17 protein-coding genes are annotated in these 19423 nt (G+C 63.3%); 11 read left to right on the top strand and 6 right to left on the bottom strand.

Annotated features, from left to right (window positions below):
• The 4 genes from BMX67_RS15210 to BMX67_RS15195 all read right to left on the bottom strand — a co-directional run.
• The coding region (locus BMX67_RS15210; RefSeq protein WP_090736856.1) for a phosphate acetyltransferase at nucleotides 1-875 on the bottom strand (875 nt) is incomplete at its 3' end.
• Between the two features lie 99 nt (nucleotides 876-974).
• On the bottom strand, nucleotides 975-2009 hold the full coding sequence (locus BMX67_RS15205; RefSeq protein WP_090736104.1) for a YeiH family protein: 1035 nt from the start codon (nucleotides 2007-2009) through the stop codon (nucleotides 975-977).
• A gap of 103 nt (nucleotides 2010-2112) precedes the next feature.
• Complete coding sequence (xsc, locus tag BMX67_RS15200) at nucleotides 2113-3894, bottom strand: sulfoacetaldehyde acetyltransferase (RefSeq protein WP_090736108.1); 1782 nt, start codon at nucleotides 3892-3894, stop codon at nucleotides 2113-2115.
• A gap of 38 nt (nucleotides 3895-3932) precedes the next feature.
• The gene (locus BMX67_RS15195) at nucleotides 3933-5522 is read right to left on the bottom strand and encodes a GMC family oxidoreductase (RefSeq protein WP_090736854.1); all 1590 of its coding nucleotides are present in this window, start codon (nucleotides 5520-5522) and stop codon (nucleotides 3933-3935) included.
• Between the two features lie 117 nt (nucleotides 5523-5639).
• Between BMX67_RS15195 and BMX67_RS15190 the strand changes: the two genes are divergently transcribed.
• From BMX67_RS15190 to BMX67_RS15175, 4 genes are read left to right on the top strand one after another with little or no spacing between them, the layout of a single operon-like run.
• The gene (locus tag BMX67_RS15190; protein WP_090736852.1) at nucleotides 5640-6878 is read left to right on the top strand and encodes a TRAP transporter substrate-binding protein; all 1239 of its coding nucleotides are present in this window, start codon (nucleotides 5640-5642) and stop codon (nucleotides 6876-6878) included.
• 54 nt (nucleotides 6879-6932) lie between these two features.
• Complete coding sequence (locus tag BMX67_RS15185; RefSeq protein WP_090736849.1) at nucleotides 6933-7601, top strand: TRAP transporter small permease; 669 nt, start codon at nucleotides 6933-6935, stop codon at nucleotides 7599-7601.
• 9 nt (nucleotides 7602-7610) lie between these two features.
• Nucleotides 7611-8969, top strand: a complete 1359-nt coding sequence (locus tag BMX67_RS15180) for a TRAP transporter large permease (RefSeq protein WP_090736847.1) — start codon at nucleotides 7611-7613, stop codon at nucleotides 8967-8969.
• Between the two features lie 35 nt (nucleotides 8970-9004).
• Nucleotides 9005-9781 (top strand): IclR family transcriptional regulator, encoded by a 777-nt coding sequence (locus tag BMX67_RS15175; RefSeq protein ID WP_175479935.1) that lies wholly within the window; start codon nucleotides 9005-9007, stop codon nucleotides 9779-9781.
• A 20-nt stretch (nucleotides 9782-9801) separates the two neighbouring features.
• On the opposite strand, the gene BMX67_RS15170 is transcribed toward BMX67_RS15175, so the two are convergent.
• On the bottom strand, nucleotides 9802-12279 hold the full coding sequence (locus BMX67_RS15170; RefSeq protein WP_090736844.1) for a hybrid sensor histidine kinase/response regulator: 2478 nt from the start codon (nucleotides 12277-12279) through the stop codon (nucleotides 9802-9804).
• A 119-nt stretch (nucleotides 12280-12398) separates the two neighbouring features.
• Nucleotides 12399-12905 (bottom strand): putative pterin-binding protein, encoded by a 507-nt coding sequence (locus tag BMX67_RS15165; RefSeq protein ID WP_090736841.1) that lies wholly within the window; start codon nucleotides 12903-12905, stop codon nucleotides 12399-12401.
• 234 nt (nucleotides 12906-13139) lie between these two features.
• Between BMX67_RS15165 and BMX67_RS15160 the strand changes: the two genes are divergently transcribed.
• From BMX67_RS15160 to BMX67_RS15130, 7 genes are all read left to right on the top strand, one after another.
• Nucleotides 13140-13742 (top strand): response regulator transcription factor, encoded by a 603-nt coding sequence (locus tag BMX67_RS15160; RefSeq protein ID WP_090736838.1) that lies wholly within the window; start codon nucleotides 13140-13142, stop codon nucleotides 13740-13742.
• Between the two features lie 347 nt (nucleotides 13743-14089).
• Entirely contained in the window at nucleotides 14090-15307 is a 1218-nt protein-coding gene (locus BMX67_RS15155; protein WP_090736835.1) for a PP2C family protein-serine/threonine phosphatase, read from the top strand.
• Entirely contained in the window at nucleotides 15304-15651 is a 348-nt protein-coding gene (locus BMX67_RS15150; protein ID WP_090736833.1) for an STAS domain-containing protein, read from the top strand. Before BMX67_RS15155 ends, BMX67_RS15150 begins: the two co-directional genes overlap by 4 nt.
• Nucleotides 15651-16067: an ATP-binding protein gene (locus BMX67_RS15145; RefSeq protein ID WP_090736829.1), complete on the top strand. Its 417-nt coding sequence runs from the start codon at nucleotides 15651-15653 to the stop codon at nucleotides 16065-16067. Before BMX67_RS15150 ends, BMX67_RS15145 begins: the two co-directional genes overlap by 1 nt.
• Nucleotides 16064-16573 carry an Hpt domain-containing protein gene (locus BMX67_RS15140; protein ID WP_090736826.1) on the top strand — a complete coding sequence of 170 codons (510 nt, stop codon included), beginning with the start codon at nucleotides 16064-16066 and terminating at the stop codon, nucleotides 16571-16573. The genes BMX67_RS15145 and BMX67_RS15140 overlap by 4 nt, the downstream gene beginning before the upstream one ends.
• On the top strand, nucleotides 16573-18279 hold the full coding sequence (locus BMX67_RS15135; RefSeq protein ID WP_090736824.1) for a DUF3131 domain-containing protein: 1707 nt from the start codon (nucleotides 16573-16575) through the stop codon (nucleotides 18277-18279). The genes BMX67_RS15140 and BMX67_RS15135 overlap by 1 nt, the downstream gene beginning before the upstream one ends.
• Nucleotides 18276-19421: an acyltransferase gene (locus tag BMX67_RS15130; protein WP_090736821.1), complete on the top strand. Its 1146-nt coding sequence runs from the start codon at nucleotides 18276-18278 to the stop codon at nucleotides 19419-19421. The genes BMX67_RS15135 and BMX67_RS15130 overlap by 4 nt, the downstream gene beginning before the upstream one ends.
• Nucleotides 19422-19423 lie beyond the last annotated feature (2 nt).

Raw genomic sequence — 19423 nt, 5'->3', positions numbered from 1 at the left:
TTTGCGAGGCCCTGGAGGATGGGGCCGATGGCGTTCAGGCCGCCGAGGCGTTGGGCGATCTTGTAGCCGATATTGCCCGAGGCGAGATCGGGGAAGACAAAGACGTTGGGGCGGCCGGTCAGGCGGCTGCCGGGGGCCTTTTTCGCGCGGATGGCATCGTCGAGGGCGGCGTCGAACTGCATCTCTCCGTCGATTTCCAGATCCGGCTCCTGATCGCGCACGATCTGCAGCGCCTGATGGATCTTGTCGAGGCTGGGATGTTTCGCCGAGCCCGCGGTCGAGAAGGACAGCAGCGCCACGCGCGGGGTTTCATGCAGGACCTGCCGGCAGGACTGCGCCGCCGAACGGGCGATGGCGGCCAGTTCGGCCGCGTCGGGATCGATGACCAGACCGCAATCGGCAAAGATCATGCCGCCCTTGATCGGGGCATCCGCGCCGCAGGACAGCATCAGGAAAAAGCTGGAGACGATGGCCGCATCGGGCGCGCGGCCGATGATCTGCAGCGCGGCGCGCACGGTCTCGGCAGTGGTGGCGACCGCGCCGCCAAGCGTGCCGTCGGCCTGGCCCTGCCGCACCCGCATCGCCGCCTGGCGGATCGGGTCGCGCATGTCCGACAGCGCCTGTTCGGCGGTCATGCCCTTGGCGGCGCGCATCCGGTGCCATTCCTCTGCCAGCTGCGGCAGGTCGGGGGCACTGTCGGCGCGGATCGCGGTCACGCCGGGCAGGTCGGGACCGTTCATCAGCGTGACCCGGGCCAGGCCCTGGGCGGTCAGCTCGGCGGCGGCTTCGGCCACGCGGGGATCATCGCCCTCGGGCAGGATGATGTGGCGCGGATTGGCGCGTGCGGCCTGGTAAAGACGTTCCAGCGGTTTCATCGCGGCACCTTTCGGCAGGGCCCCGGCACGGGGCATGACGGTTGCGGACAAGGCGCGCGGTCCCGGTTGCGGGACGCGCGCGGCAGGGCGGTTTCGGGATCAGCCCAGGAAGTGCAGCCCGGTGACCACGAAGACGCCCAGGAAGACGGTCTCAGCGACCAGCAGGCCGACGGCGGCGGGACCGACCTCCAGCATCCTGGCCAGCGAGGTCTTGATGCCCACCGCAGCGATCGCGATCAGCAGCGCCCACCGGCTGAGCGCCCCGGCCCAGTCGGCCAGAAACTGCGGGATCACCCCCAGAGAGTTCAGCGCCGCCAGCACCAGAAAGCCCAGCACGAAGCCCGGCAGCAGCGGCGGACGCTTGCCCGTGCCCGGCCCCGACAGGCCCATCTGCCGGATCGTCAGCGAGAAGCACAGCACCACCGGCGCCAGCATCGACACGCGGATCAGCTTGACCAGCGTCGCCGTCTCGCCGGTTTCCGGGCCGATGGAAAAGCCTGCGCCGACCACCTGGGCCACGTCATGGATGGTGCCGCCCAGGAACACCCCGGAATCGCGGGCATCGAAGGCAAAGAGATTGGCCAGCATCGGATAGACCACCATGGCCACCGTCGACAGCACCGTCACCGACAGCACCGTGAACACCAGATCGCGTTCGGATTTTTCATGTTTCGGCAGCACTGCCGCGATCGCCATCGCCGCCGAGGCGCCACAGATCGCGACCGACCCGCCGGTCAGCAGCGCAAAGCGCCAGCCCCGGCCCACAAAGCGCGTCGCCAGCAGCGCGAAACCGATGGTCAGCACCACCCCCGCCACCACCAGCGCGATGGCAGGACCGCCCAGTTCGGCCAGCATGTCCACGCTGATCCGCGCCCCCAGCAGCGCCACGCCCAGCCGCAGCACGCTGCGCGCGGTCACGGAAATGCCCGCCGCGGTGCGGGTGCCGTCCTCGGCCAGAAAGTTCAACGCCAGACCCAGAAGCAACGCCAGCAGCATCGCCGGGGCGCCGTAATGGTCGGACAGGAATTGCGCCGTCGCCGCCACCAGGGCCGAAACGGCAAAGCCCGGAAACAACGCGCGCAGGCGGTCGGGCGCGGGCAGGCGCGCGACAAGCCCGGTCACGGGGCTGGACATGGGCAGGCTCCTTTCGGGAAGGCAAGGGCGGCCCGGCGGAGGAGGTCGCCGGGCCGAAGGTGGTCACGGCCCGGCGGGGAAGGCGGCCGGGCCATGACCGGGATCAGGCAGCGCCTTTCTGCGGGCGCATGTCGGCGGCGTCGACACCGGCGACGACCACCGGTTTCTTCATCGCGTCGCGGCGGAAGGGCTCGCCCAGTTCCTGGTTCAGCAGCACCTCGATGAAGGTGGTCTGCTTGTCCTTCATCTGCCGTTCCACCGCGTCATGCAGCGCCGAGGTCAGTTCCTCCTGGCTGCGGACCTGCACGCCATGGGCGCCACAGGCCTTCGCGATCCCGGCATAAGAGGTGTCGCGATCCAGTTCGGTGCCCACGAAGTTGTTGTCATACCACAGCGTCGTGTTGCGCTTTTCCGCGCCCCACTGATAGTTGCGGAAGATCACCATCGTGATCGCCGGCCAGTCGTCGCGACCGCAGGCCGTCATCTCGTTCATGGAAATCCCGAAGGCGCCGTCGCCGGCAAAGCCGATCACCGGCGTGTCGGGGTTGCCGACCTTCGCGCCAAGGATCGCCGGGAAGCCATAGCCGCAGGGACCGAACAGGCCCGGCGCCAGGTATTTGCGGCCCGCCTCGAAGCTGGGATAGGCGTTGCCGATGGCGCAGTTGTTGCCGATATCGCTGCTGACGATGGCTTCGGCCGGAACCGCCTGCATGATCGCGCGCCAGGCCTGACGCGGGCTCATCAGATCGGCGTCGCGGGTCCGCGCGCCCGAGTTCCATTCGGTGCCGGGATCGTCATCCTCGTGATCCAGGCTCGACAGTTCCTGCGCCCAACGCGACTTGGTCTGCGCGACCAGATCGCGACGTTCGGACCGGCCGGCATCGCCCGCGCTGGCCGACAGCTGACCCAGGATGCCGCGCGCGACCTTGGCCGCATCGCCCTGGATGCCCACGCTGACCTTCTTGGTCAGACCGATCCGGTCGGCATTGATGTCGACCTGGATGATCTTGGCATCCTTCGGCCAGTAATCGATGCCATAGCCCGGCAGGGTCGAGAACGGGTTCAGACGCGTCCCCAGCGCCAGCACGACATCGGCCTTGGCGATGATTTCCATCCCCGCCTTGCTGCCGTTATAGCCCAGGGGGCCCATGGCCAGCGGGTGGCTGCCCGGGAAGCTGTCATTGTGCTGATAATTGCTGCAGACCGGCGCATCCAGACGCTCGGCCAGCTGGACCAGATCGGGGATCGCCCCCGACAGGACCACGCCCGCGCCCGACAGGATCACCGGGAACTTGGCCTCGCTCAGCAGCTTGGCAGCCTCGGACACGGCCTGCTCGCCGCCCGCGGGGCGTTCGAAGGCCACGACCTGCGGCAGATCGACATCGATCACCTGGGTCCACATGTCGCGCGGGATGTTCATCTGCGCCGGCGCGCTGTTGCGCCAGGCCTGCATGATCACCCGGTTCAGAACCTCGGGAATGCGCGAGGCGTCGCGGACCTCTTCCTGGTAACAGACGCTGTCGGCAAACAGGCGCATCTGCTCCATCTCCTGGAAACCGCCCTGCCCGATCGTCTTGTTGGCCGCCTGCGGCGTCACCAGAAGCAGCGGCGTGTGGTTCCAATAGGCCGTCTTGACCGGCGTCACGAAACCCGTCACGCCGGGACCGTTCTGCGCAATCGCCATCGACATCTTGCCCGTCGAGCGCGTGAAACCATCCGCCATGAGACCCGCATTCGTCTCATGCGCACAGTCCCAGAACTTGATCCCGGCCTTCGGAAACAAGTCGCTCACAGGCATCATCGCTGAACCAATGATCCCAAATGCATGCTCAATACCATGCATCTGCAAAACCTTAACAAAGGCTTCCTCTGTCGTCATCTTCATCGGTTTGTCCTCTCTCCCAAAGATATGGACACGGGGCGTTACGCGCCGCGTTTGCGATCCTCGCGCAGCAGATCGGCACATTTTTCACCGATCATGATGGCGGGGGCGTTGGTGTTGCCCGAGACGATCTCGGGCATGATCGAGCAGTCGGCGACCCGCAGGCCGCGAATGCCCTTGACGCGCAGGCGTTCATCCAGAACCGGGCCCATCGCGGCGGTCCCGGTCGGATGGAAGATCGTACCCGCGGAATTGCGCACCCACTCCAGCAGCGCGGCGTCGTCCTGCGCGTCGGGTCCGGGGCGCATTTCGGCGGTGATCTTGCCGGCCAGCGGCCGTTCCTTGGCGATGTTGCGGGCGATCCTGACCCCGGCAACCATGGTCTGCTGATCGGTTTCCGTCGCCAGATAGTTCGGATGAATGGCCGGATAGACCGTGGGGTCCGCCGATTTCAGCCGGATACTGCCGCGGCTTTCGGGCCGCAACTGGCAGACCGACATGGTGAAGGCCGAGAAGGGATGCACCCCCTGCGTCGGGCTGTCGGCGGACCAGGGCTGGACGTGGAACTGGATATCCGGCGTAGCGACACGGTCATTCGTGCGCATGAAGCCGGTCGCCAGACTTGCCGCCATGCTCATCGGGCCTGCACGGAACATCGCGTATTTCAGCGCGATCCGGGCCTGTTGCCACAGCTTGCGCACCTCGTCATTCAGCGTCGGCTCGTTGCAGGTAAAGACCAGCCGCGCCTGAAGGTGATCCTGAAGCCCCTGCCCCACGCCGGGCAGATCGGAATTCACCTGAATGCCGTGTTCGGCCAGATGCGCGGCCTCGCCGATACCCGACAGCATCAGGATCTGCGGGCTGCCGATGGCCCCGGCGGACAGAATCACCTCGCCCTTGACGTCGATGCGCTTCACCGCACCCGAGCGGTCGGTATATTCCACCCCGACGGCGCGACCGTCCTCGATGATGACACGGCGGGTCTGGGCGCGGGTGATGATTCGCAGATTCGGGCGCTTGCGAACCGGGTGGATATAGGCCACCGCCGCCGAACAGCGCCGCCCCTTGCGGGTGGTCAGCTGGAAATAGCCAACGCCTTCCTGCGTCGCACCGTTATAATCGTGGTTGAACGGATAGCCCGCCGCCTGCGCCGCAGCGACCCAGGCATCGCAGATCGGCCGCGACAGGCGCATGTCCGACACGTTCAGCGGGCCACCCGCGCCGTGGAATTCATCGGCGCCGCGCTCCTGATTCTCGGCCCGCTTGAACAGCGGCAGCACATCGTCCCAAGACCAGCCGGAAAAGCCCATCTGCGACCAGCGGTCATAGTCTTCGGGCTGTCCACGTACATAAAGAAGCCCGTTCAGCGAGGACGATCCCCCCATGACCTTGCCACGCGGCCAATCCAGCTGACGCCCGTTCAGGCCGGGATCGGGCTCGGTCCGGTAACACCAGTCGACCGACGGATTGTTCATCGTCTTGAAATAGCCGACCGGGATGTGGATCCACGGGTTCCAGTCCCATGACCCCGCCTCCAACAGGGTGACGGTCACATCTGCGTCCGCAGACAGGCGATTCGCTATGGCGCAGCCCGCAGAGCCCCCGCCTACCACCAGATAATCCGTTTCCAATATCCCCTCCCAAGGCCGTTCTGCAGTGCCGCGACAATTTCGCTTGCATTTGGAACCTAACTGATGCGAAATGATACCACAAGTCTCAAAAATCGCACCTTAGGGAGGAGGAATGTGATGACAAGGGAACCAGACAGCATTCGTGGCGTGTCCCGCCGGGATATTCTGCGTGTCGCAGGCAGATTCGGCATGACGTCGACGGCGATGGCGCTGACGGGGGCCGCGGGCTTTCTTGGCACCGCCGATCTGGCGCGGGCTGCGGAAAGCACCTATGGCAAGCGCTTCTCGAAAACCGCGAAATACACGTTCAAGATGGGCGCATCGGGCTTCAACGCCCGCAACCTGCTGATCGAACGCGCAGGTTTTCTGGAATTCGCCCGCGATCTGGAAGAACGCACCGACGGCGAGATCCGGGTCGAGTTCATCGGCGACAACCAGATCTGCGGTCAGTTGGACTGCGTTGAAAAGACCCAGCTTGGCGTGGTCGATTTCTTTGCCGCCTCGACCCAGAACTCGGCCGGCGTGGCGCCCTATTACAACGTGTTGGACTTTGCCTACATGTTCCCGACGCGGGCGTCGCAGTATCACTTCATGTACAGCCCCGAAAGCCAGCGCATCCTGCGCGATCCGCTGGAAAAACGGCATGGGATCAAGTTCCTGTTCTCGCATTGCGAACTGCGCGGCCTGCAACTTGGACTGAAGTGGAAAGACCGCGAAACCGTCACCAGCATCGACCAGCTGGCCGGCACCAAGAACCGCGTCACCGGCACGCAGCTGGGCCGAATCGCGATGCAGCTGATGAACCTGAACCCCGTGCCCGTGGCATGGGAGGAAACCATCGACGGCCTGAAGCAGGGCCTGATCGACGGGGCCGAAACCTGGGCGTCGGCCGTGGCCTATGCCAACATGACGCCTGTGGTCAGCCAGTCGGTCGACCTGCGCTTCTTCTGCGGCACCGAACATTGCGCGATGTCGTCCAAGGTCTTTGACAGCCTGGAAGCGCCCTTGCAGGATGCGGTGATGGAATCGGCCTATCTGGCCCAGATCCACGCCCAGGCCGCGAACGAGGCCGCGCTGATCAAGACGGTCGGCTTCTCGGATCCGCAGCTGCCCGATACGCTGTTTGCGCAGCATGGCGTGCGCTGTGCCTTCCTGTCGGATGAAGAGCGTCGCAAGGCCGAGGAAATGTGTTCGCCCGAGTTCAATCCCGATCCGTGGAGCGACTGGCGCGAACGCCTGATGAAATGGTCGGGCGGGATCGACACCTATGACGAGATCTATCGCATTGCCCGCGAGATCCCGGCTGACATGAAACCAGAAAACGTCGAGCCGCGCCGCTGGTGGCGTTCGGCCTGACCTGACTGGGCGGCGTCCGGCCTTCGGGCGCCGCAACCCGGGGGGAAATCTAGAATGCAAAACTTATTCGCCGAATTCGGCGCGATCCTGTCTGCCTTGGCGTCACAGGATAGCTGGGAAATCAACGCCGCGCTTGGAACGCCCGCCGGTTGGGTCTTCGGGCTTCTGGTGATGACCGTCGGCGCGGCGCTGATCCTTGCCATTTTCAAGATGGTGCCGCTGCTGGACCAGCACCTGGAACGCACGCTGATGGTCGTGGTCTATCTGGCCATTGCCGGGATCATCTTCGTCGAGGTGATCCGCCGCTTTACCCTGAACCTGCAGGAACCGTGGTCCACGACCCTGCCGCCCTACCTGTTCCTGCTGCTGACCTGGTTTGGCTGCGCCTTCAACGTCAAGCTGCGCGCCCACCTGTCCTTCGCGGAATTTCGCGGGCGTCTGCCTCGTTCAGGGCAGCTGGCCTGCCTGATTCTGGACAATGTGCTGTGGCTGGGTATGGCCTGGATCGCGGTCACCACGACGCTGAAGCTTGCGGCGAACTCGGCCTCGAACTTTCAGATCCTTCTGGGCACCGACCACGTGATGGTCTGGTGGTTCGTGATCCTTGTCCCGGTGTCCTTCACCATCCTCGCCGCCCGCGCGGTCGAGAACATGATCGAGGATCTGCGCCGCTTCCGCGAAGATGCGCCGCTGATCGAGATGACAACATTGGGCGACACCTGAGAGGCCGTCATGACCGACCCCATCTGGATCACTTTGGTTTCACTGGCCGTCACCGGCCTCTTCATGCTGGGCGTGCCGGTATTCCTGGTCATCGCCTACTGGGTTATCGGCTGTTCGATCGTCCTGGGCATGACCTTCGACAATATCGGCGCCGCATTGACCTATGCGTTTTCCAACGGCTTCGCGCTGTTGGCGATGCCGCTGTTCATCCTGACCGGCGACCTGATCAACAAGGCGGGCATCGCGCGCCGCCTGTCCGATTTCGCCTATGCGTGTCTGGGTTGGCTGCGTGGCGGCCTGGCCATGGCCGCCATCGGGGCCTGCGGGCTGTTCGCCGCCATTTCGGGGTCGAACTCGGCCACCACGGCGACGATCGGCTCGATGATGCATCCGGAAATGGTGAAAGGTGGCTATGACACGCGCTTTGCCGCCGCCACCGCCGCCGCCGGCGGAACCGTGGGGATCATCATTCCGCCCTCGATCATCTTCATCGTCTATGGCTTCCTGATGAACCTGCCGATTTCCGACCTGTTCGTGGCGGGGATCATTCCGGGCGTCATGATGGTCGCGGCAATGCAGTTCGTCTGCTGGATCCTGTCGCGCATCAACGGCTGGGGTCACATCATCGCCTTCGACATCAACCGCGTGCTGCGGACCGCCTTTGGCGCCTGGCTGGGATTTTTCGCCATCGGTCTGGTGCTGTGGGGCATCTATACGGGCAAGTTTTCCCCGACCGAGGCCGCCGCCGTCACCGTGGGCTTCTGCGTGATCGTGGGCGTGGTCAGCCGCTGGCTGTATCCGCTGGTGGCGTCCGGCATGGACGATGAAGGCCGCCCGCGCACCTACGGGGCCAGCATTCTGGTCGAGGGTTTTCGCATCCGTGACCTGCCTTCGGTCACGATGCGTTCGGCCCAGATCACCGGCATTCTTGCGCCGCTGATCGGGATCTCGGTGGTGATGCAGCAGATCCTGTCGCTGCTGGGTGCGCAGGAAGCCATCGGCACCTGGGTTTCCGGCCTGGGCGGTTACTGGATCGTTCTGGCGGCGTCGATGGTCATCATCTTCATCGCGGGCATGGTTCTGGAAAGCCTGCCGGTCACGATCATCCTTGCGCCGATCCTGGCGCCTCTGGCCGCGGCCAATGGCATGGACCCGGTGCATTTCGCGGTGATCTTCCTTGTGGGTGCCTCGATCGGCTTCGTGACGCCCCCTTATGGCCTGAACCTGTATGTGGCCTCCAGCGTCACGGGGGTTCCCTATATGCGGCTGCTGCGATATGCGCTTTACTATCTGGCGGCGCTGCTGGCGGTCTGGATCATCGTGGCCCTTGCGCCGCCGCTGACCACGATCCTGCTGCCTGGCAGCTAGGCCACTGACCAATGAGACGGGCGCGGACGGGCGACATGGACGTTGACGAACAAGGTGACGGACAAGGCAAGGCCCCTCAGAACAATCTGCGCCCGCTTTATATCCTGAAGACGGTGGCCGAAGCAGCGGCCCCCGTCACCGCCGCCGAACTGGGCGAGACGCTGGATCTGCCAAAGCCCACGATCCACCGGCTGTTGCAAACCCTGGAAGAGGACGGCTGGGTCATGCGTGATCTGGCCGGTCGCGGTTTCGTGGCGGGTCAGATGATGCGCCGGATGGCGGCGAATACCTTCAGCGGTCCGGGCCTTCGTCGCGAACGCATGGCGATCCTGGGCCGTCTGGCCGAAGCCGTGGGCGAAACCTGCAATATCTCGATGCCGGATGGCGACGCGATGATCTATGTCGACCGCGTCGAAACCCATTGGCCCCTTCGCATCCGCATGCCCATCGGCAGCCGGGTGCCTTTGCATTGCACGGCGGCCGGCAAGGCCTATCTTGCCACGCTGTCGATGCCGCAATTCAACCGCCTTCTGCGGCGGCTGCCGATGACCGCGACAACACCGCATTCGATCACCTCGCCCGATGCGCTGGCCGATGAGGTCGCACTGATCCGCGCGCGCGGTCACAGCGAGGACAATCAGGAAATGGTCGAGGGGATGGTCGCGCTGGCGGTCCCGATCGCGGACGATCTGGGGCGGGTGTTCGGCACGCTGTCCTTCCATGCGCCGGTTCAGCGGCTGACCCTGGAAGATGCGCGCACATATCTGCCATTGCTGAAACAGACGGCGGCCGAGCTTACGGAAACCCTGTAACCCCGCGATGCCTGCGCCGCTCAGGCGTTGCGCAGATACCCTTCCAGAACACGCACGGTGCTTTGCCAGGCGTCGGTGATCTGGCCGGCCGTGACCTGATCATAGCGTTCGCCGGTCTTCAGCCCCTCTTCAACCCGCGCCAATTCGCCACGCAGCAGTTCCGCCCCAAGCAATGCGGCCGAGCCCGCTGCGTGATGCACGTCCTTGCGAATGGTTTCGTCCGTCTCGCCCGCCGCCAGACGTTGCGTGATGGTATCGATCGCAGCGCCGGTTTCACCCAGAAAATCCTCGACCAGTTTCGCGGCCCTTTCGCGGCCCAATGAATTCGACAGCTCATCGAACTGGGCGTGATCAACGATCTTCGGGCCTTCCGGCCGGGGCGTGGTCGCGGCTTTTGCTGCGGGTTTCTGGCCCAGATAGGCCTGCAGAACCTGGCGCAGGCTTTTGCGGGATATCGGCTTGACCAGAATATCGTCCATTCCGGCGGCGCGAAAACGCTCTTTCTCGGCGGGAAGGGCATGGGCGGTCAGCGCGATGATCGGCAGACGCAGCCCGCTGCCCTCGGCCCGACGGATGGCGCGCGTCGCCTCGACCCCGTCAAGGACGGGCATCGAGATGTCCATGAACACCAGATCATAGACGCTGCGCCCGGTCGCTTCGACCCCCAACTGGCCATTGGTGGCTTCGTCGACCTGATGCCCGTCCTGTTCCAGAAGATCGCGCAGGACGATCCGGTTGATGCGGTTGTCTTCCACGATCAGGATCTTGCGCGGTGCGACCGGCTCGGCCTCGGCTGCCGGGCCTGCATGCGTGCTGAAGGGATCGGCGTCATCGGCAATCTGCGGCAAGGGCAGGCGGACCCAGAACAGGCTGCCTTCGCCCGGCGCGCTTTCCAATCCGACCGTTCCTCCCATCGCCTTTGCCAGATGCTTGACGATGGACAGGCCCAGCCCGGTCCCCCCTTCGGCGCGGGTATAGGACACATCCAGCGTGACGAATTCGTCAAAGACCCGTTGCAGATCCTGTGGCTGGATGCCGATGCCGGTATCCTTGACGCGAAATTCGGTCATGTTGCCGTCGTCCAGTCGCACGGCCTCGACCTCGACGGTGCCGTTGCGGGTGAACTTGATCGCGTTGCCCACAAGGTTCAGCAGCACCTGCCGGATCCGCACCGGATCGCCGATGGCATAGTCCTGACCGCGCGTCCGAACGCTGTAGGACAGGTGATTGCCCCGCGTTTCGGCAACGCGTTGCTGACCATCCACCACCTCGCGCACCAGCGACCTGATCGAGAAAGGCTCGTGGGCCAGAACCATCTTCCCGGCCTCGGCACGTGAGACTTCCAGCACATTGTCGACATGATACAAAAGCTGATTGCCCGAAGCACGGATGATATCCAGATAGGCCGCATCCTTGGGGCCCCGCTTTTCCGGGTCGATCAGGTCCAACGTGCCCAGCATCCCGTTCAGGGGTGTGCGCATCTCGTGGCTCATGACGGCGATCAGTTCGGCCTTGGCGCGTTCGCCGGCAACGGCATCGTCACGCGCCTTGATCAGTTCCTGCTTGGCGGCCTCGCGGCGCGAGATGTCGCGCAGGAACGCCACGAAAATCTCGCCATCCTCGGATTCGGCGGTCGAGACCGAGACCTCCAGCGGGAACACCTCGCCATTCTTCCGACGGCCTTCAAGCTGCACCCGTCCCTTGCCGATGACGCCCTTTTCACCGGTTTTCAGATAGGTCTGAAGCGTATCGCGATGGGCGGCCTTCAGATGGTCGGGGACGATCAGATCTTCGACCAGTTCGCCCATCGCCTCGTCGCGGCGATAGCCGAAAATGCCCTCTGCGGCGCCGTTGAAGTCCTTGATCCGCCCGTCGCGGCCAACCACCAGAATGGCATCAAGCGAGGTGGCGATGACCGATGCAAGCCGGGCACGGACCAGGCTTTCTTCCTGTGCCTGCTGCTTGGCCAGCCGCGCCATGTAGAACAACGCCGCCAGCATCAGGATCAGAATGACCAGAAGCGCGGTCGCGACGATGGACACGCGCGACAGCGTATCCGCGATTCCGACCCGCTGTGCATCGGAACTGCGCGACAGCACACCGACGCCTTCCAGCGTCAATTGCCTGGTCCAGGAGCGAACCGATGCCGTGCGCTGCGCAAGCTCGGGCAGTGCGCTGCGCAGATCCTCGTTGCTGCTGTCGATGATGGGCACGGTATCCGACAGGAAGATATCGATCCGCGCCAGCGATTGCGACGCCGCGTCGCTTTCGCGCAAGGCCCGGAACAGCGGGCTGTTCGATACCGTGTTGATACGGCTGTAAAGAATGTCGAAACGCTGGCGGACATCGCGCAGGTTCGATCCGGGATCGGCCTGTGCCTGAAGGATCGCGGCCTGAAGGGCCAGCAATTCGACATCCACCTGCGCCAGCGCCCATTGCGTATTGTCCGAATTCGCAGTCGCCAGGGAATCGATCTGCTGCCGCACGTTTCCGGCCATCTGGACCAGGAACGCGATTCCCGTGATCAGGATCAGAACGGCAAGCGCACCGACGACCCCGCCGCGCCCGAAGGCACCAAGGCCGCCTTTTCGGCGTGACGAACTGCGATTTTCGTTTCTCAGGGCTGAACCTCGATGCGATCAAGCTGCCAGATGCTGCGCGAATAGACCTGTTCGGTCTGGTATTCAGGGGCGGAATCGAACGGATAGACAATCCATAGCGGACCCTTATCACGCACGCTCATGGGTTCGCCATTCAGAAGATAGGCCACGATCGGACCGCCTTCGACGGCATCCTCGACCGGGATCTCGACGGCGTAGTCGTTGATCGCCGATGCCCGCAGCATCGCACCATCGGCGCCCACGGCCTTCAGAAGGGTCGCCAGCGGCACGCCTTCGAAGCTTTGGACCCCATCGGTCCAGATCGTCGACGTCTCGACGGTCACGGGGTCCAGACCTTCCAGCATGGACAGGTCGAATTGCGCCGCACCATCAGCATTGGCTTCGCTGATCTCGCCACTCACGGTCAGCACCACCTCATCGGTTGCGGGTTCCAGCGCATGCGCAATCCCGGCGGATGCGATGAAGGCTGCGGTAAACAGGGTACGTGTGAAAAAGGTCGTCATTGCCTGACTCCAACGGCGGTCCAAGATGTATCGCAGATTTCATCGCATGAATCCTGACTCTCGTCACCGTTGCAGAAGTAGTGCAGACTATACTTTCGGATAGTCATGGCGCGTGGCAACGTCCAGAGGTGATTCACAACAGAGTTGCCGGTTTCGACCGTCGCGTTATAACTATTTGAAGATATTGGGCGGACAACGATGTTCGCAAGCCTGAGAAGAGGACGAGGCAAGTTGATGCGGATCCTGATCGCCGATGACCATGGCCTTGTCCGGGAAGCCATTGCAGCACTGCTGAAGGTTGAAAGCGAAGCCGAGGTTGACACCGTAGGGTCGCTGCCCGAGGCAATCGACCAGGTGAAGGGCACGGGCACCTATGATCTGGTCCTGCTGGATTACAACATGCCCGGCATGAATGGTCTGGACGGCCTGACCGAGATGCGCGACGTCAACGAGGAACGTCCGGTGGCGATCTTGTCGGGCACCACCACCCGCGTGCTGGCCGAAGAGGCGATCGCGGCAGGCGCCTCGGGTTTCGTGCCCAAGACGCTGGCCTCGAAATCCATGGTGGCTGCGGTCCGCTTCATGGTCGAGGGCGAGGTCTATGCCCCCTTCGACTTCATGCAGCAGAAGACCGATCCGGGGTCCTCGCTGCTGACCAATCGCGAACTGGATGTGCTGAACGGCATTTGCCGCGGCCAGTCAAACAAGGAAATCGCCCGCGATTACGGATTGCACGAGGCGACCGTCAAACTGCATGCCAAGACCCTGTGCCGCAAGCTGAACGCCCGCAACCGCACCCATGCCGCGATGATCGCGCGCGACCGCAACCTGGTCTGACGCATGCGATCGGGCAATTCGTGCCCTATCCGTCAGCATAGGTCGTACTCTTCGTTCGGGATGCGCCCTGCCTTGTTGCGCAGGTGACAGGGGCGATTCCACCTGTCTATTCTGATGCAATGTCAGAAAAGAACACCTGCCATGAAACTGAATAAAATTCGGCGTATTTGCCTTCACCTGCGTGAAAACCACCGGCCAACAGGTGGGACCACGCATTGCGATATGCGTCCCGGCATTGAACGCGCGATCTATTGGCCACGACCCTTGACCCAGCAAGACAGAAGTCTTGCGTTTCAACACACTCCATTTAGGGTTGAGTTATTGACCGCTGTATTTCGTGATACTTGATGACCGCACTGGAACCAGGATTAAAGGCGACGCGCAGGCCCTTGGCCCGCAAGGTCATTGTTGCCGATGACGATGCGTTTCAGCGGGCCTATATCTCGGCGCTGGTGCGGCAGTTGGGCTATGAACCGATCGAAGCCGAGGACGGGTTGCGGGCCTATGAGCTTGTCGGTGCCACCGATGCGCAGCTTTTGATCTGCGATCTGGACATGCCGGGCCTTGATGGCAGCCAGCTTGCCCGCAAGCTGCGCGATACCGTCAGCGATCGCTATGTCCATATCCTGATGGTGACCGGTCGCGATCAGCGGGGCGAACGTGAAACCGCGCTGGAATCCGGCGTCGACGATTTCATGGCGAAGCCCTTGGACATGGCCAGCCTGACCGCACGGGTTCGCAGTGTCAGCCGTCTGCTGGAACATGAACAATTGCTGGCAGAACGCAATGCCGCAATTTCCCGCGCCAAGGAACGGATCGAAGATGACATCCGCGCCGCCGCCAGCGCGCAGCGCCGCCTGTTGCCGCAACCTCATGTCACGATGCGCGACTGCGCCTTTCATTCGACCTTCGCGCCCTCGAACATCCTGTCAGGCGACATGTTCGCCTTTTACGAATTGACGGCGGATCTGACGGCCTTCTACGCCATTGATGTGGCCGGGCACGGTGTCCACGCCGCGCTGCTGTCGGTCGCGCTGGGGCATCTTCTGACAGCGGAACATATGCGCAAGCATGTCGTCGGTCTGGATGGCAGCCTGAACCCGGCGCGGCTTGTACAGGCCCTGAACCGTCGTTTCTTCGACCCCGATGGGGATGAATATTTCACCATGTTCTGCGGCGTGCTGGATCGGTCAGATAACCAGCTGCACTATTGCCAGGCGGGATATCCGTCGCCCACGCTGCTGGACGCGGATGGCAATTGCCGCGCCATCGGCGGCGGTGGCTTTCCCGTCGCGCTGGTCGAAGAGATGGAGTTTGCCAACAGCCGGATCGACTTTGGCCCCGGCCAGTCGCTGGTTCTGGTGTCGGACGGCGCGCATGAGGCCGAAAACCCGGCCGGCGAACCCTTCGACGAAGATCGGGTCATCGCCACGATCCGCGATCAGGCCGGTCGTCCGGCGCAGATCCCCGAAAATCTGGCCGCCGCCCTGAAGATCTGGTGCCGCGGCAAGGCCCTTGACGACGACCTCAGCGTTCTCGTCTGCGAAAGGAGAAATCATAAATGATCAAGGCGCTATCGGGACAAGAGGGCGGCATCTGCGTGGTCGAGCCGAACACCGAAAGGCTGACCGCCGCGAATGCGACCGCCTTCCGCGACGAGGTGATCGGGCTGATCACCAAGGGCGAGGATCGGCTGCTGATTGATCTGGAACAGGTCAGCTTTGTCGATTCGTCGGGAATCGGCGCGATGGTCGGGGTGCTGAAGCGGGTCGGCAACCGCGGCGAGGTTGCGATCTGCGGCCTGTCCGGCGGGGTCGAGAAGATGTTCAACATCACGCATATGAGCCGAGTCTTCGCGATCCACAAGAACCGCGCGACGGCACTTGCCGCCATGCAGGACCGCGATTGATGTCGCTGCAACAGGATATGCGCCCCGACCTTGCCGAGGTGGACCGGATCGTCCCGGCAATGCTGGCCACGCTGTCGGATGCCCTGTCCGAGGATCGGCTGAGCACGGTCGAGATCTGTCTGGCCGAGGCGCTGACAAACGCGGTCAATCATGCCCGCGCCTCGCAGACGCAAAGCGCGATCCACATCACGGCGCAGATCCTTGCCGACAGCGTCCGGATAGAAATCATCGACGCGGGCCGCCAAAGCCCTTCGGATCTTTACACCGATGTGACCGATCTGGGTGACATTGACCCGATGGATGAAAATGGCCGTGGGATCCCCTTGATCAGCCAGCTTGCAGATGAGGTGCAGTTCACCCCCGCCGAGGGGCGCAACCGCCTGTGCCTGTCCTTCAATCGCGGGAACGGCGCATGAGCGGCACCGCCTGGTTCCTTGTGCTAGTCGCGGCGGGTCTGGCCGGTGCGATCGCATATTTAGGCCTGCGTCGCAGGGCCGCGCCACCGCCAGCTCAGGCCGATGCGTCGCCCATCGAACCCGCGCGGCTGCACTACCCCGAGGAATTGCACCAACGCATCGCGGAAATGCGCAACGAACTTGGGCCGGACACCCTGCCCGCCCTGTTGCATGCCGCGATTTCGGATCTGGACCGGCATCTGGCGGTATTTGACACCGTCGACGATCCGCAGGACGAAACGCGCCGCCGCGCCTTGCATTCCTTCATCGGCATTCTGGACACGGTCGGCTGCAGCAGCCTGGCCGAGCGGTGCCGCCAGTTGCAGGACCGGCATCACAACGGCGACCCGGCCCCGCAACAGCAGGCCGAGATCCTTGAACAGGTACGGCTGTTAAGGGACGAGATCCTGGATTTGCTTTCCCGTGATTTTCAGGGCGCCGCAGCGCCGCAAAGCGGAGGGACGTGATGACACGCATTGGCACCGCTATTCGGGCAGGCCTGCTTGCAGGGGGGGCGCTGCTGGGCGCGCTTGGCCCGGCCATCGCGCAGGACACTGCAGCGCAGACCCTTGATCCGGCGGAACTGTTTCCCGGCGACACCCCCATCGCGGAACTTCTGCCGCCTGCCCCGGACCCTGCCGCCTTGCAGGCGCGGCGCGAATTTCTGCTGTCCCGCGCAGCGACGCCCGGCAAGTATTTCGGTCGCCACGGCGCACTGACCGACCGCGAAATGGACATGGCCCGCACCGCCTGGAGCTATTTCGAGAAAAGCTATCAGGAAGAAACCGGCCTTGCGAATGCCGTCGGATCCTATCCCTCGACGACGCTGTGGGACACGGCATCATATATCAGCGGCCTGGTCGCAGCCTATGAACTGGGCATCATCGACAAGCGCGAATTCGACCGCCGCGCGACGAAGCTGATCGGCACGCTGCGCAATCTGGATCTGTACCGGGGCGAGGCGCCGAACAAGGTTTACAACACCCAGACCGGGGAAAAGGTGAACTATGCCAACCAACCGGGCGAGGTCGGATTTTCCGTGCTGGACATGGGCCGGATGCTTGTCTGGCTGCGGATCCTGAAGGAGCGCTATCCCTATCTGGCCAATGGCGTCGACAATATCCCGATGCGCTGGAACTATTGCAATATCGTCGCCGAGGATGGGCGGCTGTTCGGCTCGATCGTCAGCGGCAATGGCGAGACGCGCTATGTGCAGGAAGGCCGTCTGGGATACGAGGAATACGCCGCCAAGGGCTTTTCCCTCTGGGGCTTCGACGTCACCGGGGCGCTGGACCCGCATCCGTTGAAATACACCAATATCTATGACGTGGACGTGCCCTATGACGGCCGCGACCCGCGCGTCTTTCACAACCAGAACTACGTGCTGACCGAGAGCTATCTGCTGGACGGGCTGGAAATGGGCTGGGATTTTCCCACCCCCGACCCCGACGGTCCCGATGTCGCCTCGCAGGGCTGGCGGGCGGAATTCGCGCATCGCATCTTTCTGGTGCAGCAACGCCGTTTCGAACAGACCGGCATCATCACCGCGCGGTCGGAACATCAGGTCGAGGGCAAGCCTTACTTCGTCTATGACTCGATCTTCGCGGATGGCTATCCGTGGAACACGCTGGACCCCAGCGATGTCTATCAGCCCGACCGGGCCGCAGTAGCCGCCAAGGCGGCGCTCGGCATGTGGGCCCTGTGGGATGTGCCCTATACCGATCTGCTGTTTGAAACCGTCGCCGATCTGTCCGACCCCGAAGGCGGTTTCTACGAAGGGCTTTATGAAAACGGCAACGGATATATTCCGCTGCAGACCGCGAACAACAACGGCATCATTCTGGCGTCGCTGCTGTACAAAGTGCAGGGGCCGATCATGCGGTTCCAGAATGACAATACCAGTTTCTGGGACATGGCCTATTCCGGCACCGATATCCGGGCCAACAAATGCCTGCCCGAAAAAATGGTGGTCGAGGCGACCTGCTGCGCCTGTGCGGAAACGGTCGAGATCAAACCCACCGTCCCGTGGGAAGAATTCAGGTATTGCCGCCCGCTGGACCGCGATGCGGGCATTGCCGCCACCGATTGCCGCCCCGAAGAACAAAGCTTTGCCAAGCCCGAACCCCGCGTCGTCCTGCCCGCCGCCTGCCGCGCAAGCTGGGCCACGGAATGAGCGCCAAATCATCGCGCATGGTCTGGTTCGATGCCAACCGCGTCTGGGCGGCGGTGGGCGTCGTTCTGATCCACAGCACCACCGATTTTTCAGGCCGCCCCTTCCCTGACGCCACGGTGGGGGAACGCGTCGTTCCGGTCTTTCTGCGCTCGCTTGGCGAGTTCTCGGGATCCGAGATGTTCTTCTTCTTCTCGCTGTTCCTGATGGCGCTGCGGATCGACCGCCGCCGCCCTACCTATCGCGAGGCGATCACCACGCAGGCGGAACGGCTGCTGGTGCCCTTTGCGTTCTGGACGGTGTTCTACGCGCTGTTCCGCCTGATCAAGGCGCAGGCATTCGGCTATGCCCCGCAATATGCCGAGACGCTGACACAGACGGACACATGGGTCGCCTTCTTCCTGCTGGGCAAGTCGCAATATCACATGCATTTCCTGCCCACGCTGTTCGCGATCTTCCTGTTCTATCCCGTGATGCGGCTGGCCATGCGCTATCCTTTGCTGGGGGTCAGCCTGTTTGCCACGCTTGGCGCGATGGATCATGCGCAGGCGTTCCTGTGGTCGCTGGATATCTCGCCCCTGATGCGGGACTATCTGGTGCGCATCACCAAGGTCTGGGGCTATGTCGGATATGGTCTGGCGGCGTTCGCGTTGTATTCGCTGTGGCGCGACGGGCTGCCGCGCGGCGAAAGCAAGCTGATCGGCCGGGGCGCGTTCTATTTCGCCTCGATGGCCTATCTGGCGACGATGCCGTTTTTCGGCAGCGCGTTGCTGACCGGGGAATGGGGCGTGCGCACGGGCTGGGACTATTTCGGGCATTTCCTGATGCCGCTGTTCATGTTCAGCCTGTTCATGGGGCGCCAATATGCCGACTGGTCGCCGCACTGGTCGAAGATGGCGCGCTATACCTTTGGCATCTATCTGGTGCATCCGCTGCTGATCGACCTGTTCGACATCTTTGCCTTCAAGACCGGGCTGTCGGGCGTGATCTCGCCCGCGCTGTTGGTGCTGATGCGCTTTAGCGTGGTGCTACCCGCCGCACTTGGCCTGTCGAAACTGATCGAACGCAGCGATCTGCTGGCATGGACGATCGGCCTTGGCGTCGCGCCCTGGAAGATGCGCGGCGCGACAGCGGCGAAAGGGTGATT

Source organism: Paracoccus homiensis (genome assembly GCF_900111675.1).
Taxonomy (GTDB): Bacteria; Pseudomonadota; Alphaproteobacteria; order Rhodobacterales; family Rhodobacteraceae; genus Paracoccus; species Paracoccus homiensis.
Note: the sequence above shows the minus strand (reverse complement) of the source record. Positions and strands in the feature narration are given on the sequence as shown.